The sequence below is a fragment of the Phenylobacterium sp. FG114 genome (genome assembly GCF_057809855.1).
The window spans coordinates 35,140-49,313 of the sequence record NZ_JBMDKU010000014.1 but is presented as its reverse complement, the minus strand read 5'-3'; the positions used below and the strand labels follow the sequence as shown (position 1 = coordinate 49,313).

The 14,174-nt window shown below is 69.7% G+C and carries 16 protein-coding genes; 7 read left to right on the top strand and 9 right to left on the bottom strand.

Going from position 1 to position 14,174, the window contains the following annotated elements; genetic code table 11:
- Positions 1-95: 95 nt before the first annotated feature.
- Genes ACODSY_RS20800 through ACODSY_RS20775 form a run of 6 tightly spaced genes read left to right on the top strand, consistent with a single transcriptional unit; the run spans position 96 to position 4,447 of the window.
- On the top strand, positions 96-1,409 hold the full coding sequence (locus tag ACODSY_RS20800; RefSeq protein WP_488953801.1) for a spinster family MFS transporter: 1,314 nt from the start codon (positions 96-98) through the stop codon (positions 1,407-1,409).
- Positions 1,406-2,299, top strand: coding sequence for an SDR family NAD(P)-dependent oxidoreductase (locus tag ACODSY_RS20795; protein ID WP_488953800.1), 894 nt, complete (start codon positions 1,406-1,408; stop codon positions 2,297-2,299). Before ACODSY_RS20800 ends, ACODSY_RS20795 begins: the two co-directional genes overlap by 4 nt.
- Positions 2,296-3,030: a glutathione binding-like protein gene (locus tag ACODSY_RS20790; protein WP_488953799.1), complete on the top strand. Its 735-nt coding sequence runs from the start codon at positions 2,296-2,298 to the stop codon at positions 3,028-3,030. Before ACODSY_RS20795 ends, ACODSY_RS20790 begins: the two co-directional genes overlap by 4 nt.
- A gap of 11 nt (positions 3,031-3,041) precedes the next feature.
- A complete protein-coding gene (locus ACODSY_RS20785) occupies positions 3,042-3,428 on the top strand; it encodes a nuclear transport factor 2 family protein (RefSeq protein ID WP_488953798.1) in 387 nt (128 codons plus the stop codon).
- A gap of 10 nt (positions 3,429-3,438) precedes the next feature.
- Positions 3,439-4,083: a carboxymuconolactone decarboxylase family protein gene (locus ACODSY_RS20780; protein WP_488953797.1), complete on the top strand. Its 645-nt coding sequence runs from the start codon at positions 3,439-3,441 to the stop codon at positions 4,081-4,083.
- Positions 4,084-4,126: 43 nt separating this feature from the next.
- On the top strand, positions 4,127-4,447 hold the full coding sequence (locus tag ACODSY_RS20775; protein ID WP_488953796.1) for a DUF1905 domain-containing protein: 321 nt from the start codon (positions 4,127-4,129) through the stop codon (positions 4,445-4,447).
- Between the two features lie 6 nt (positions 4,448-4,453).
- Here the strand turns inward: ACODSY_RS20775 and ACODSY_RS20770 are convergent, their stop codons facing one another.
- The 4 genes from ACODSY_RS20770 to ACODSY_RS20755 form a co-directional block, all read right to left on the bottom strand.
- Positions 4,454-6,628, bottom strand: a complete 2,175-nt coding sequence (locus tag ACODSY_RS20770) for a TonB-dependent receptor (RefSeq protein WP_488953795.1) — start codon at positions 6,626-6,628, stop codon at positions 4,454-4,456.
- An 84-nt stretch (positions 6,629-6,712) separates the two neighbouring features.
- A complete protein-coding gene (locus ACODSY_RS20765; protein WP_488953794.1) occupies positions 6,713-8,041 on the bottom strand; it encodes a spinster family MFS transporter in 1,329 nt (442 codons plus the stop codon).
- The gene (locus tag ACODSY_RS20760) at positions 8,034-8,519 is read right to left on the bottom strand and encodes a DUF3237 domain-containing protein (RefSeq protein ID WP_488953793.1); all 486 of its coding nucleotides are present in this window, start codon (positions 8,517-8,519) and stop codon (positions 8,034-8,036) included. Before ACODSY_RS20760 ends, ACODSY_RS20765 begins: the two co-directional genes overlap by 8 nt.
- 80 nt (positions 8,520-8,599) lie before the next feature.
- On the bottom strand, positions 8,600-9,343 hold the full coding sequence (locus ACODSY_RS20755) for a VOC family protein (RefSeq protein WP_488953792.1): 744 nt from the start codon (positions 9,341-9,343) through the stop codon (positions 8,600-8,602).
- A gap of 101 nt (positions 9,344-9,444) precedes the next feature.
- Here ACODSY_RS20755 and ACODSY_RS20750 point away from each other — a divergent pair, with 101 nt between their 5' ends.
- The gene (locus tag ACODSY_RS20750) at positions 9,445-10,266 is read left to right on the top strand and encodes an enoyl-CoA hydratase (RefSeq protein WP_488953791.1); all 822 of its coding nucleotides are present in this window, start codon (positions 9,445-9,447) and stop codon (positions 10,264-10,266) included.
- Here the strand turns inward: ACODSY_RS20750 and ACODSY_RS20745 are convergent, their stop codons facing one another.
- The 5 genes from ACODSY_RS20745 to ACODSY_RS20725 form a co-directional block, all read right to left on the bottom strand.
- The gene (locus ACODSY_RS20745; protein ID WP_488953790.1) at positions 10,267-11,196 is read right to left on the bottom strand and encodes a glutaminase; all 930 of its coding nucleotides are present in this window, start codon (positions 11,194-11,196) and stop codon (positions 10,267-10,269) included. It abuts the gene before it with no gap.
- A gap of 10 nt (positions 11,197-11,206) precedes the next feature.
- Positions 11,207-11,896 carry a TorF family putative porin gene (locus ACODSY_RS20740; protein WP_488953789.1) on the bottom strand — a complete coding sequence of 230 codons (690 nt, stop codon included), beginning with the start codon at positions 11,894-11,896 and terminating at the stop codon, positions 11,207-11,209.
- Between the two features lie 65 nt (positions 11,897-11,961).
- Complete coding sequence (locus tag ACODSY_RS20735; protein WP_488953788.1) at positions 11,962-13,182, bottom strand: diaminopimelate decarboxylase; 1,221 nt, start codon at positions 13,180-13,182, stop codon at positions 11,962-11,964.
- Positions 13,179-13,637 (bottom strand): SET domain-containing protein-lysine N-methyltransferase, encoded by a 459-nt coding sequence (locus tag ACODSY_RS20730; protein WP_488953787.1) that lies wholly within the window; start codon positions 13,635-13,637, stop codon positions 13,179-13,181. Before ACODSY_RS20730 ends, ACODSY_RS20735 begins: the two co-directional genes overlap by 4 nt.
- A 6-nt stretch (positions 13,638-13,643) precedes the next feature.
- The gene (locus tag ACODSY_RS20725) at positions 13,644-14,090 is read right to left on the bottom strand and encodes an ATP-binding protein (protein ID WP_488953786.1); all 447 of its coding nucleotides are present in this window, start codon (positions 14,088-14,090) and stop codon (positions 13,644-13,646) included.
- Positions 14,091-14,174: the final 84 nt, after the last annotated feature.

The window sequence follows — 14,174 nt, the reverse complement described above, 5'->3', positions numbered from 1 at the left end:
AGCGCGCCGCGAACCAGACCGTAAACTTGATTGACACTAGGGGACCCCGCCATAGGGTGGCCCGCAAGGCGCGACACGACGCCGTTGGGAGTGAAATGGACCAGGCCGCCACCGCCGCCATGAGCCCGCCCGCCGCCGCGCCGCGGCACGGTCGGACGCTGGCCCTCCTGCTGCTGACGGCGGTCGGCACGGTGAACTTCGTCGATCGCCAGATCCTCTCCGTCCTGGCCGAGCCGATCCGCCAGGAGCTCCACCTCAGCGACACCCAGCTCGGCCTGCTGACCGGCCTGTCCTTCGCCCTGTTCTACGCCGTCATGGGGGTGCCGGCCGCCATGCTGGCCGACCGGATCCACCGGGTGCGCCTGGTGGCCGCCGCCTGCCTGGTGTGGAGCGGGTTCACCGGGGCCTGCGCCTTGGCGGGGTCGTTCTGGCAGCTCGCCCTCGCCCGCTTCGGAGTGGGCGTGGGGGAGGCGGGCGGCACCGCGCCTTCGCTGTCGATCCTGGCCGACTATTACCCGCCGTCGCAGCGTCCCGCGGTGATCGGCCTGTTCACGTGCAACGGCCCGCTCGGCGTCTTCATCGGCGCCAGCCTCGGCGGATGGGCGGCCGAGCAGTTCGGCTGGCGCGGCGCCTTCGTGATGGTGGCGGGGATCGGCGTGGTCGCCGCCCTGCTGCTGGCCCTCTTCGTGAGGGAGCCGGCGCGCGGCGCCCTAGATCCAACGCCGACCCGGCCCCACGCGCCGGCCAAGCTCGGCCCGACGCTCGCGCTCTTCCTCTCGCGCCCCAGCCTGCGCCTCCTGCTGCTGGCCAGCGGTCTGTCGGCCTTCGTCAGCTACGGCATGCTCAACTGGATCCCCGCCTATCTGATGCGCGTGCAGCAGATGCCGCTGGGCGAAGTGGCCAAGTGGTTCGGCCCCGCCGCCGGGCTCTGCATGGGCCTGGGCATCTGGGGCGGCGGCGCCTTGGTGAACTGGCTGGGCAAGCGCGACCTGCGGGCCTTCGCCTACGTCCCGGGCCTGGCGGTCCTGGTCACCGCCCCGACCCTCGCCCTCGCGATCATGGCCTCGTCCTGGCAGACCTCGCTGCTGCTGATGCTGGTCCCCATGGTCGCCTGCACCATGTTCACCGCGCCGGTGCTGGCGCTGGTGCAGAACCTGATGCCGGTCAACGCACGCGCCACGGCGACGGCCCTGGTGCTGCTGGCCTTCAACATCGTGGGCCTGGGCGGCGGGCCGCTCGTCATCGGCATGGTCAGCGACGCGCTGTCGGCGTCGGGCGCGGAAACGCCGCTGCGCACGGCCCTGCTGTGCGCCACCCCCGTGGCTGTGCTGTCCGCCCTCGCCTACCTCGGCGTCGCCGGCGCCGTGGGCCGCGACGCCGAAGCCGTTCTCAAGGAGGCCGCCGGATGAAGGACCTGCAGGACAAGACCGCCTTCGTCACCGGGGGCGCCAGCGGCATTGGGCTGGAGACCGCGCGCGCCCTCGCGAAACGCGGCGCCCGGCCGATCCTCGCCGACATCGAAGGCGCCCGCGCCGAGGCCGCCGCCGCCGAACTCCGGTCCGAGGGCGCCGACGCCATCGGCCTGCAGCTCAACGTCGCCGAGGAGGCCGACTGGGCTCGCGCCGGCGAAGAGGCCGCGAAGTTCGGCGACGTCCGGATCCTGTTCTCCAACGCCGGTGTGGGCGGTGGCTCCGGCAAGTTCGAGACCTACGACACCGACGTCTGGCGCTGGGCCTACGCGGTCAACGCCCATGCGCACCTCTATGCCTGCCGCACGTTCCTGGGCGCGATGAAGGCCGCGGGCGAGCCGGCGCACCTGGCGGTCACCGCCTCGATGGTGGCCATCGTGCCGCCGCCGATCTCGGTCGCCTACATCTCGTCGAAGTTCGCCACCCTGGGCATCGCCATGGCCCTGCGCAACGAGCTGGTGGACACCGACGTCGGCATCTCCGTCCTTTGCCCCGGAATGTCGGCCACCAACATCGTCGCGACCACCGCCAAGCTGCGCCCGGGCGCCGGCGAACAGGGCGCCGCCGCCCAGACCGCGCAGAACATGGGCAATGTCCTCGCCGGCGGGATGTCGCCCGCCAGGATCGGCGAGCGCGTCGCCCGCGCCATCGAGGCCGGCGAGTTCTTCATCTTCACCCACCCCGAGTGGAAGGCCATGACCGAGGCGGGCTTCGCCGAGATCCTGGCCGCCTTCGGCCCATCGGCCGACCCGGACTATCAGGGTGACGACATCGCCGGCCTGATCGCGGCCAATGGCGCCAAGCGCATGAACGTGGCGGTGAAGGCATGATCGACCTGCATTTCGTTCCCACGCCCAACGGCCACAAGCTGTCGATCATGCTGCTTGAGACCGGCCTCGAGCACCGGATCATCCGCCACAACCTGCTGGCGGGCGACCTGCGGACGCCCGAGTTCCGCGCCATCAGCCCGAACGGCAAGGCCCCGGCCATCGTCGATCACGACCCGATCGGCGGCGGCGCGCCCTATGCGATGTTCGAGAGCGGCGCGATCCTCATCTACCTGGCCGAGAAGACCGGCAGGTTCCTCCCCGTCCAGCCGCGCGCCCGTTACCGCGCCCACCAATGGCTCATGTGGCAGATGTCGGGACTGGGCCCCTATCACGGCCAGGCGCACCACTTCGTCCGCTATGCCCCGGACACCCACGAGTACGCGGTCAACCGCTACATGACCGAGGCCAGGCGCCTGCTCTCGGTGATGGACGCCCGGCTGGCCGAGGCCCCCTACCTGGCCGGCGACGAATATTCGATCGCCGACATCGCCTGCTGGTCGTGGGTGCGCGCCGCGCGGGCCATCGACATCGACATCGCCGAGTGGCCGGCCCTCTCCGCCTGGTTCGCCAGGGTAGGCGAGCGGCCCGCGGTCCAGGAAGGCGCCCACGTGCCGCCCGAGAACTTCCAGCTCAAGCAGGGCGCCACCAAGGCCGCCGTCACGCCCGAGCAGTGGGCACAGCTTTTCCAGCACGACATGCAGGGCCGGCCGTACGCCGCGCCCCAGGCTTAAGAGGAGACACCATGTCCGACGCCGATATGCGCGCGCTCGCCAAGCGCTTCTTCGACTGCGTGGAGGCCGGCGACATCGACGGCCTCGTGGCCTGCTACGCCCCCGACGCCGAGATCTGGCACAACACCGACGAGCAGATCCAGGGCCCGGACGACAACAGGAAGACCCTGGCCGGCATGGTCACCCGCGTCCTCGACCGCGTGTACGACGATCGCCGCGTCGAGGTCTTCCCGGGCGGCTTCGTGCAGCAGCACGTCCTGCGCGGCACCCGCTCGCACGACGGGGTGCGCGTGCACCTGCCCGCCTGCATCGTCTGCGCGGTGAAGGATGGCAAGATCACCCGGCTGGACGAGTATTTCGACAGCGCCCGCGTCGCTGAATTCCGCAAGTTCGCCTGAGGAGCCCCGAATGCCCGTCCTGAAGCAGATTCCCCGCGCCGAGGTCACCTCGGACGTCGTGAGGGCCTACTACGACCGCCTGTTCGGCCCCGACCGCGATCCGGTCGCCAGCCCCGGCACCGCCACTGGCACGCCCGGTGACTGGTGGACGGTCTTCGCCATCGCCCCCGACATCTTCAAGCACGCCGTCGACGGCTTCGCGGTCTACCGCCACCCCGACCGCAAGCTCGACCCGGTGCTGCGCGAGCTGGGCCAGACCCGCGCTGGCTGGGTGAAGGGGAGCCAGTTCGTCTTCTCCCAGCACTGCAAGTCGCTGCGCGGCCTCGGCGTCGCCGACGAGAAGATCGCCGCCATCCCGCACTGGCAGGTTTCCGACGTCTACAACGACCAGGAACGCGCCGTGCTGGCCTACGCCGACTGCCTGACGGCCGGGGACGGCCGCACACCGCTCGAGGTGTTCGAGAAGCTCCGCACCTTCTGGGGCGACGAGGAGATCTTCGAGTTCACCTACATCACCACCCTCTACGCCATGCATGCGGTGATCACGCGGGCCCTGCGCATGGAGTACGACAACCGCGAGGACCCCATCGTCGAGGTCGCCGCACCCGAAGGCTTCAACGCCTCGGACTTCCTCAGCCCCAACCGCGCGCGTTAGGCGCGGCTGGCGGGCGGCCCGGCGATCCGGCAGGATCGCCGGCATGTCCGCCGACGCCGACCTGCTGCTGGAGCTTGCCTTCGAGGCCCAGGTCGTCACCTGGCGCGGCCCGTCGCCCTACTTCTTCGCGCCCGTGCCGCCGGACGACGCCGACGAGATCCGTCGCGTCGCGCGCGCGGCCAGCTATGGCTGGGGCGTGATCCCGGTCGAGGCGACGATCGGCGAGACCACCTTCACCACCTCGCTCTTCCCGCGCGACGGGAGCTATCTCCTGCCCCTGAAGGACGCGGTGCGCCGCAAGGCCGGCGTCACCGCCGGCGACCGGATCGCCGTCGAGATGACGGTCCGGTTCGGCCGGCGGTAGGTCGCTCTACATCTTCCAGACCAGCGTCACGCCGTAGGTCTTCGGCGGCGCGTAGGGCACCAGCACCTGGCGATAGGGTGCGAAGGCCGTGACGTAGGTGGCCACCAGTTCGTCGGTCAGGTTCTTGCCCCACACCGCCACTTCCCAGCGCTTGTCGGGCGAGGTCACGCCCAGGCGGGCGTCGACGTTGATATAGCCTTCCTGCTTCTGGGTCGGGATGTTCGAGGCCTCGAAGTACATGTGCGACTGGTTGGTGTAGTCCACCCGCCCCAGCACCTCCCAGCCCTGGACGTCGACGCTGTACTGGGCGCCCAGGTGCACCTTGTCCTTCGGTGAGCGCGGCAGGTCGTTGCCGGTGAAGTTGGCGGTGGCCCCGTTGGCGAAGCTGGTGAACTCGGCCTGCAGGCGCGCGTAGCTGCCGTCGATCTGCAGCCCGGCCACCGGCCGCAGCACCATCTCGAACTCGGCGCCCTTGATCTTGGCGGTGGCGGCGTTGCCCACCACCACGCAGCACAGCGGCACCAGTTGCGAGACCTGCAGGTCCTTGTAGTTGGTCTGGAAGATCGAGGCGTTGAACAGCGCCTTGCGCTCCCAGAACTGGGTCTTCATCCCGCCCTCGTAGCTCCAGGCGTACTCGGGGTCGTAGGGCGTCGCCTGGCTGAGCGCCGAGCCGGCCAAGCCCTGGAAGCCTCCGCTCTTGAAGCCGCGCGTGGCCGAGGCATAGACCAGGACGTCAGGCGTCATCTGGTAATCGAGGGCGAAGCGCGGCGTCAGCGCGTTCCACTTCTTGGAGGCCCGCACGTCGTAGTTGGCGGCCAGCGGCGGCGGGAGGCCGGGACCCGACACCTTGCGGCCGATGAAGTGGCCACTCTTCTTCTCCCACGTCTGGCGCAGGCCGGCCGTGGCGGTGAGCTGGTCGGTGATCGCATAGCTGAGCTGGCCGAACAGGGCGTAGCTCTTGCCGGTGACCTCCTGCGGATAGGTGGCGATCCCCGTCTGCGCCGGCGCGGGGAAGTCCTGCTGCAGGTCCTCGATCCGCTGGTTGTCCTCGTGCAGGTAGTAGGCGCCGACCTGGCCCTTCAGGCGGCTGTCCATGGCGTCGAACGACAGCCGCAGCTCCTGGCTGAACTGGCTATTGTTCTCGTGGTCGGTCTCGGTCGACTCGATCTGGGCCGGCGGCCGCACCGGGTTGGAGAAGAACGGCGTGCGGAAGTTCAGGGTCACGTCGCGCAGAGCGGTGATCGAGGTCACCGTGCCGAACGCCGTCGTCCAGTTCACCTCACCGCGATAGGTGCGCAGCCAGCGGCGCAGATAGCCGTCAGTGAAGGCGTTCACCACCCGCGGGTCGGGATTGATCCCGGCGCAGTGGATGCCATTGTCGAACGTCCGGTCGCAGTTGTTGTGGCGCGGATTGCCGGCCTGGTCCTGGTCGGTGAAGTCGGCCGCCAGGACGATGTCCAGGTCGTCGCTGGGCAGGAAACGGACCGCGAGCGTCGCGGTCTTCAGGTCCTGGTTGTTGACGTCGTTGCCGGTCGTCTCGTTGAACTCGTAGCCGTCGCGCTTCTTGATCGAGCCGCCCAGCGAGACGAACAGCTTGTCGCTGATAGGGATGTTGCCCCGGGCGTTCAGCTGCCGGCGATCGTAGTTTCCGTACTGGCCTTCGATCCGGAACGAGGGCGTCGCCGAGGGCTTCTTGCTCACGTACTGGATCAGGCCGCCCACGGTGTTCTTACCGAACAGCGTGCCCTGCGGACCGCGCAGCACCTCCACCCGCTCTAGGTTCAGGGCGTCGATGTCGGGCGTGCCGCCTCGACCGGCGTAGACGCCGTCGACGAACACAACGACCGAGGCGTCGCCGCCGGCGTTCTGGCTGATCCCGAACGCCGAGCCGATGCCGCGGATGGCGAAGTTGGACTGGATCGGGTCGACCGCGCCGGCGCTGAAGCCCGGCGTGCGAATCGCGATGTCCTGGATGGTCTCGATCGACTGGCGTTCCAGCGCGGCGGCCGAATAGGCGCTGACCGCGATGGGCACCTGCTGGATGTTCTCCTCGACCCGCTGGGCCGTGACCACCAGTTCGGAGACCTCGGCCTCCTTCGCCTGCGCCGCCGCCTGCCCGGCTCCGAGCACGGCCACGCCAAACGCCAACCACGAGACGCCATGCGCCAGCGACTTCGACATCGCGAACCTCCCCTTCATGTGCCCCGTCTCTGGGCGGGGCGCTTAGGAAGGACGCTACAGCAAATTAGATAGTATGCTAAGGATTTATGTGACGGCCGCTTCCGCAGCCTCCGCGGCGCGCGCGAAGGGCTTCATCCCCAACGTCGCCGCCAGCGCCGAGACCGGCATCGCGATGGCCGTGATCAGGGCGATCGCGTAGCGCAGGGCCGCGTCGTCGCCGAACACGCGATCGGTGACCAGCGCCATGGCGGTGGGGCCACAGCCCAGGCCGATGAGGTTCGCCACCAGGAAGTACAGCGCCACCATCCGCGCCCGCAGGCGGTTGGGCGTGATCATCTGCAGCGCCGCGCCGGCCACGCCGCCGTGGATCGTGCCGATCAGCATCATGAGGACCATCAACGCCAGCGCGATCCCGGCGCTCGGCGCCAGCGCCATGCCCACCAGCAGCGGCAGGAGCAGGAGCGCATTCAACCGGATGACCCGCAGGTGCGCGTCCTTGCGGCCCTGGCGATACATCCGGTCCGCCAGCCAGCCTCCGAGCAGAAGACCCGCAGCCCCGCAGAGCGCCGTGGCCGCGCCGAACCACAGGCCGGCCTCGGCTACGGGCATGGCGTAGGTCCTGTGCAGGAACTGGGGGATCCAGGCCATGGCGCCGTACATCACCAGGGTGATCATCGACATGGCGCCGAAGTGCCCGGCCACGGCGCCCGGATGGGCCCGGAGGAAGGCGGTGAACTCGCCCTTCTCCAGGCCGGCCTTCACGCCGGTTCGCGCCGGCTCGCGGACCGTCAGCGCGATCAGGGTCGCCACCAGCAGGCCCGGCAGGCCGATGACCACGAACGTCAGCCGCCAAGGCGCCATCGGGCCCAGCAGCGGGACCGACAGCGCCCCGCCCTCGGTCACGAACCTCACCACCAGCGCGCCGGCCACCAGCGCGATGCCTGAGCCGAGTGGCACGCCGATGGAATAGACCGCCATGGCCCGGCCCAGCTTCTCGCGCGGGAAATAGTCGCCCAGCATGGAATAGGCGGCCGGCGACAGCGTCGCCTCTCCCACGCCCACCCCGATCCGCGCCAGGAACAGGCCCACATAGCCCTTCGCGAGGCCACAGACGGCGGTCATCACGCTCCAGGCCGCGACGCCCGCCACGATCAGGCCCCGCCGGCTGCCCCGGTCGGCCAGCCAGCCGAGGGGGATGCCCAGCACGCTGTAGAAGATCGCGAAGGCGAACCCCATCAGGAGGCTCATTTGCGTGTCGCTGATCCCCAGGTCGGCGCGAATCGGACCGACCAGCAGGCTCAGGATCATCCGGTCGATGAACGACAGCGTGTAGGCCAGCAGCAGGACCGCGACGACGTACCAGGCGTAACCCCCGCCCCCATTCGACTGAGGGGCGCGCGACCCGCTACTCAAGGCCGAAGATCCGGTAGCGGACGCCCTTGGCGGTGCGCTTGCCATAGCCCACGGCCACCAGCGCGTTCAGCCAGTCGTAGCGCGCGTCGGCCGTCTCGAAGATCGGCTGGATGCGGAAGTAGTAGGCGTCGTCGGAAAGCCCCTCGACCTTGGCGGGATCGCGGAAGTCGCCCAGCACCGCCTGCGGGATCACCAGGCGGCCTCCGTAGCGCACGTCGATGATCGCGCCATCGTGGGTCTTCCAGAGCGAGCGTACGTCCACCAGGGTCAGGGCCGCACCGTCCGCGCCCTGGCCCAGCTCGGACCAGTCGCCGCCACCGGCCATCACCTCGCCGCGCAGCCGCTCGCCCTCGAGGGTCCCGCCGGCGATGTAGCTGACCCGCCGGTTGCGCCACGGCGACTTGCCCAGCGGCAAGGGCGCATCGTCGTCGAGCCGGATATCCACCACGCAGAGCGGCCGGGCCTTCAGGCCTTCCATACCGTCGCCTCCCTCATTTACTTAGAACTCTACACATTCGAGTCCCAAGGGGAAGCGATCAGGCGCCGCCGCCTGGCCATCTAACCCTGCACCAGCCGCACCTGCGTGCCGCACAGGACCACGTAGCCGTGGGCGTCGATCGCGCCGCGCGCCTCGGCCGCCGCCTTCACCGCGGCTGGGTTGCGCACCTTGACGTCGAAGGCCCTCAGCCCGTCGCCGCGCCCGTCGAACGCCTGGACGAACCGGATCTCGCCCCCGTCGAGGCCCAGGCTCAGCCCGTCGCCGCGCACCTCAAGGCCCAGCACTTCGCCCCAGCGCTTGGCCATGGCGGCCGGGTCATCGGCCTGCACCTCGGCGCCGACGATTTCCAGAGAGGTCTCGGTGCGGACGTTCTTCTGCCAGTCCGGACCGCCCCACTCCCAGCGCCCGGTCGGGACCATCTTGTCGACCGAGACGATGGCGCCGCCCACGTCCTTGGGGTGCAGGTGGGTAAAGTGGACGCCGTCGCCGTCGAACTGGTCCGCGACGCGCACGCCCTTTTCGGCGAACCTGGCGCGGGCGCCCTCCAGGTCCTCGGTCTGGAGAATGACCATGTAGCCGCCGTCGCCGTGGCGCTTGTCCAGCAGGCGGCCTGCGGTCGTGCCCTCCTGGGTGGGCGAAACCACCTCGAGGAACGTGTCGCCCACCGGCCAGACGGCGTTGTGCAGGCCGTATTTGCGCACCCCCGGATCCGCATAGGCCAGACCGAGCCCCAGCACGCCCTCGATCTCGGCGCGGCACGCCTCCAGGTCCTGGCCCACCAGGGCGATCTGCCGAAGCCGCATGTCTTCCTCCGTTCTTTTGCCGCGAACTAGAGAAGCCGGCCGGATGACGGTCAAGCGGCGAGCGCCTATCGTCGCCGCAACCAACAGACGGAGGGAGCCCCATGGCCGACATCGACACCGGCACGACCGACCTGCTCGCCAACCTGGACGCGGGGGTGCTGACCCTGACCATGAACCGCCCCGAGGCGCGCAACGCCATGTCCGGCGAGATGAACGACGCGCTTGGCAAGACCCTGGCCTGGGCCGAGCTCGACGCCTCGGTGAAAGTCGTCGTGCTCACCGGCGCCGGGAAGGGCTTCTGCGCCGGCGGCGACGTGAAAGGCATGAACAGCCGCAACGAAGGCGGCGGCGCGGGCGAAGGCATCGACGCGGCCATCCACCGCCAGCGCGTCAACCAGCGCGCCACGGCGGGCAAGTTGTTCAAGATGCCCAAGCCGACCCTCGCCGCCCTGCCAGGCGCCGCAGCCGGCGCGGGCCTGGGGCTAGCGCTCGCCTGCGACCTGCGCGTCATGGCCTCCAGCGCGATCATGACCACCGCCTTCGCCAAGGTGGGCTTTTCGGGCGACTACGGGGGCACCTATTTCCTCACCCAGCTCGTGGGCTCGGCCAAGGCGCGCGAGATGTACTTCCTCTCCGACCGGATCACCGCCGACGAGGCGCTGCGGCTCGGACTCACCAACTGGGTCTGCGACTTAGACGAGCTGCAGGCCAGGACCCGCGAGATCGCCCTGCGCCTGGCGAACGGCCCGACCATCGCCTACCGCTACATGAAGGAGAACCTCAACCGCGCCATGGCCGGCGACTGGGACGACTGCCTCGACTTGGAGGCCACCCACCACGTCCACTGCGGCCAGACCGCCGACCACAAGGAAGCCGCCAAGGCGTTCGTGGAGAAGCGCGAGCCCGTGTTCACGGGGCGCTAGCTAGAACACCGACCACCGCATCCGTGCGGCCAGCCGCTCCAGGGCCAGCGTCCCGACCTGGGAGTTGCCCACCTCGTTGAGGCCGGGCGACCACACCGCGACGGCCGCCACGTCGGGGACGATGGTCAGGATGCCGCCGCCCACGCCGCTCTTGCCTGGCAGGCCAACCTGGAAGGCGAACTCGCCCGAGGCGTCGTAGTGGCCGCAGGTTATCATGATGGCGTTGATCCGCCGCGCGTGCTCGGGGCTGACGACCATCTCGCCGGTCGGGGGGTCCTTGCCCTCGTTGGCCAGGAAGAGGCCCGCCCGCGCCAGCTGGCGGCAGGTGATCCGCAGCGAGCACTGATGGAAATAGGTCTGCAGCACGTCCTCGACGGGGCTGTTCAGGTTGTCGAAGCCACGCATGAAGTTGGCGAGGCTGTAGTTGCGGAAGCCCGTGGCGGCCTCGGAGGTGGCCACCTCCTTGTCCACGTCGATGGTGTCGTTGTCGGCCAGCCCGCGGATCGCGTCGCGGATATCGGCCACCGCGACCTCGGGCGTCCGGCCGGCCAGCACGGCGTCCGTCACCACGATCGCCCCGGCGTTGATGAAGGGGTTCCGCGGCACCCCCTTCTCGGCCTCCAGCTGGACGATGGAGTTGAAGCGCGACCCCGACGGCTCGCGGCCGACCCGCGCCCACAGCGTGTCGCCCATCCGCTGCAGCGCCATGGTCAGCGTGAAGACCTTCGAGATGCTCTGGATCGAGAAGGGCATCCAGGCGTCGCCGTATTCGGCCATCTCGCCGTCCACGGTGATCACCGCCAGGCCGAAGCGGTTGGCGTCCACGCGCGCGAGGGCGGGGATGTAGTCGGCGACCTTGCCCTCGCCACGGTGCGCCTCGGCCACCGCCTTGCCCACCTCGGTGACGATCTGGGCAAGGGTGTCGGTCATGGGTGCGTCCCTAGAAGGCGGCCTTCAGGCTGACCACCGCCCGGCTGCCGTAGATGTCGCCCAGGCGGTGCTTATCCGTGTCGTGATAGCGCAGATCCACGCTCAGGTGATCGTTCAGCGCATAGCCCACGCCGACATTCCAGGTCGTGTAGTCGCCGGCTCCGTCCACCTGCTGGCGGCCCAGGGCGGCGCTGAACGAGAGCGTCGTGGTGGGCGAGTAGGAGCCGTTGACCTCGTAGTAGAGCGCGTGGTCGACGCCAGCGTAGTAGTTCGGCGAATAATAGGCCGCCGCGCCCAGGGTCGCCGGGCCCAGCGGCACGCTGCCGGCGGCCTTGAACTCGAAGTAGTCGAGATCCGCGCCCGACGGCTGATCGACGTAGCCGTAGTAGAGGACGCCCAGGTCGAGCGAGACCAGTCCCACCGTCGGCTTGTAGCCGACGTAGAGGTCGTATTCGGCATCGGTGGAATCGTTGAAATCGACGTTCGATCCCCACACGCCCGCGTAGAACGCGCCGGCCGAGACGTCGGCGCCGCCGAACACCTGCACGCCCTCGTCGGTCTGGCTCACGCCCCGGAAGACGTAGTCGCTGGCAACGCCGACGTTGACGTCGAAGCTGACGGCCTCCTGGGCCACGGCCGGCGACGCGAGCGCCAGGACTGCGAGCGCGGCGAGGCCAGGGAGCGTTGGGCGGAGGGTCATGCCGTATCCTTCGGAAACCGAGGCGCCTATGAGCACGTGATTCACTTAACGGAGGCTTGGCGGAGTCACGCCGGCAGCAGTATCTCGGTGAAGTCCCCGCGCATGCAGTGGTTCGAACTCATGGCGGCGGCGTAGCCCCCGGCGTTGAGCAACGCGATCCGGTCGCCTTCGCGCAACTCGGGCATCGGCTTGCCACGAGCCCAGATGTCCAGCGCCTCGTTGATGTTGCCGGCGATGGTCACGGGCTTCCATGTCGCGCGGTCCAGGCTGCGGGGCGCGCAGGCCACCGGCTCGCACGGGAGATCGTAATAGGCCGGCTCGGGCGCCAGGTTGAAGCCGCCGTCCACGCTGGCGAAGGTCACGTCCTTCTTGCGCTCCACGTCGGTGACCTGCAGCACCAGGACGCCCGCGTCCTTCACGATGTAGTCGCCGGGCTCGGCCGCCACGGTGACGCCCCGGCCCGCGAACCGCCGCCGCAGCGCCGCCGCCCAGAGGCCGAGGTCGAGCGCCACGTCGCCCTCGCGGTGCGGCAGGCCCAGGCCCCCGCCCACATTGACCGTGCGCAGGTCCGGCAGGTCGTCGGCGAACGCCAGCCCCGCCTCGACCGCGGCGTCCCAGGCCTCCAGCTCGCGATTCAGCCAGCCGCAGCCCACGTGGAAATGCAGGCCGGTGATCCGCAGCCCGTGGGCCCGCGCCGTCTCGCGCGCGGCCGCCCACTGTTCGCGATAGACGCCGAACTTGGTCACCGCCTCGCCGGCGTAGGTCAGTTTCTCCGCCCCGCTGTAGCCGGTCCCACGCTCGGGGTTCACGCGTATGCCGATGGCCCGACCAGGCATCCGCTCGCCGATCCGCCGGATCATGCCGATGGAGTCGCAGTTGATCGTGATGTCCGGTTCGGCCAGCAGCCGGTCCAGGTCGCGGTTCGACACCGCCGTCCCCGTGAAGCTGATGTCGGCCGGGGCGAAGCCGCAATCCAGCGCCCGGTCCAGCTCGTTCGGCGAGCAGATGTCCACGCCGCAGCGGCCGCTCTTGGCGATGGCCCGCAGCAGCGGTTCGAACCGGTTCGCCTTCATGGCGTAGTAGAGCCGCGAGGGCCCGCCGGTGGCCGCCAGCGCCTCCCGCACCCGGTACAGATTGGCCGCCACGCGCGCCGCGCTCAGAACGTGGACCGGCCCCTCGACGGTCTCGGCGAGGCCGCCCAAGTCCTGGCCCGCCAGGCAGAGCCGGCCGTTCTCGAAGCCGAGGTCGTCGCGGGCCCACCAGAACCCCGCACCGGCGGAGCTCACCGTTCGAGCCTCGCCAGATAGGCCTGTCCCTCGGCGTTCGGCGCCTCCAGCCGGCCGGTGATCCAGTGCCGGCAGGTCTTGGCGCCGCAGTGGCAGGCGAACTGGCGGAAGAGCACGTCCTCGGTCTCGGCGTAGTCGATCGTCAGCAGGTCGCCGGCCCGGATGTCGCGCAGCGCCAGCACCTCCGACCGCGCCATGTCGAGCCGGCAGTCCGGTTCGCAGCTGTGCGACAGGAAGCCGATGACCTTCGTCTCCGAGATGTGCAGCCCGGGACTGACCTGCAGGGTGTGCTGCTTAAGCTCGGGCGTGACCACGCCGGTAAAGCGATGGATCACCTCGCCGCGGCCGCGCGGGACCAGCGTGCGGACGCCCAATCCGTACTCGGAATCGGTGTCGCAGACTTCGAGGGCCTCGTCCGGCGCGCCGGGGGCCTGCGATTCGTGGGAAGCTGGCATTTCGACCTAGGATGCCCCGTCGGCGGTCTGTCGGGAATCCGACGGTGCCGCGTAGCTCTTGGAAAACTGCAAACAGTTATACTTACCCAGGCGCGTATAGGCGACGTGGTCCATCAACTTGCGGACGAGATGGACGCCCAGGCCGCCGATCTCCCGCTCCTCCAGCGACAGCGTGGTGTCCGGCGCCTCGGCCGCCAGCGGATCGAACGCCACCCCGTTGTCGGTGATGCGCACCGTCACCTCGCCGTCCGCCACCTTGCCCGCCACCTCCACCGAGGCCGCCGCGCCGCCGTGGTTGAGGGCGTTGCTGATCACCTCGTCGGCCGCGATCAGCACCGAGCTGACCGCCGCCATCGGCACGCCTCGGCCGGCGAGTTCCGCCTCCAGGGTGTCGAGCAGCGTCGTCAGGCCTCCGCCCCCCGCGGGCAGCCTATGGGCGAAGTCGGGTTCCATAGATCGCGCGGGCTCCGGGGCCTTGCGGGGACTCACGGTTGCCAGTCTAGTCGCCCCGCGAACTATCTCAACGGCCGCCCGCGC

Coding starts and splice junctions, on each gene's coding strand:
- ACODSY_RS20725 (WP_488953786.1), bottom strand. CDS start 14,090: ATGGAACCCGACTTCGCCCATAGGCTGCCCGCGGGGGGCGGAGGCCTG.
- ACODSY_RS20795 (WP_488953800.1), top strand. CDS start 1,406: ATGAAGGACCTGCAGGACAAGACCGCCTTCGTCACCGGGGGCGCCAGC.
- ACODSY_RS20785 (WP_488953798.1), top strand. CDS start 3,042: ATGTCCGACGCCGATATGCGCGCGCTCGCCAAGCGCTTCTTCGACTGC.
- ACODSY_RS20730 (WP_488953787.1), bottom strand. CDS start 13,637: ATGCCAGCTTCCCACGAATCGCAGGCCCCCGGCGCGCCGGACGAGGCC.
- ACODSY_RS20800 (WP_488953801.1), top strand. CDS start 96: ATGGACCAGGCCGCCACCGCCGCCATGAGCCCGCCCGCCGCCGCGCCG.
- ACODSY_RS20790 (WP_488953799.1), top strand. CDS start 2,296: ATGATCGACCTGCATTTCGTTCCCACGCCCAACGGCCACAAGCTGTCG.
- ACODSY_RS20760 (WP_488953793.1), bottom strand. CDS start 8,519: ATGGAAGGCCTGAAGGCCCGGCCGCTCTGCGTGGTGGATATCCGGCTC.
- ACODSY_RS20755 (WP_488953792.1), bottom strand. CDS start 9,343: ATGCGGCTTCGGCAGATCGCCCTGGTGGGCCAGGACCTGGAGGCGTGC.
- ACODSY_RS20745 (WP_488953790.1), bottom strand. CDS start 11,196: ATGACCGACACCCTTGCCCAGATCGTCACCGAGGTGGGCAAGGCGGTG.
- ACODSY_RS20780 (WP_488953797.1), top strand. CDS start 3,439: ATGCCCGTCCTGAAGCAGATTCCCCGCGCCGAGGTCACCTCGGACGTC.
- ACODSY_RS20775 (WP_488953796.1), top strand. CDS start 4,127: ATGTCCGCCGACGCCGACCTGCTGCTGGAGCTTGCCTTCGAGGCCCAG.
- ACODSY_RS20750 (WP_488953791.1), top strand. CDS start 9,445: ATGGCCGACATCGACACCGGCACGACCGACCTGCTCGCCAACCTGGAC.
- ACODSY_RS20740 (WP_488953789.1), bottom strand. CDS start 11,896: ATGACCCTCCGCCCAACGCTCCCTGGCCTCGCCGCGCTCGCAGTCCTG.
- ACODSY_RS20770 (WP_488953795.1), bottom strand. CDS start 6,628: ATGTCGAAGTCGCTGGCGCATGGCGTCTCGTGGTTGGCGTTTGGCGTG.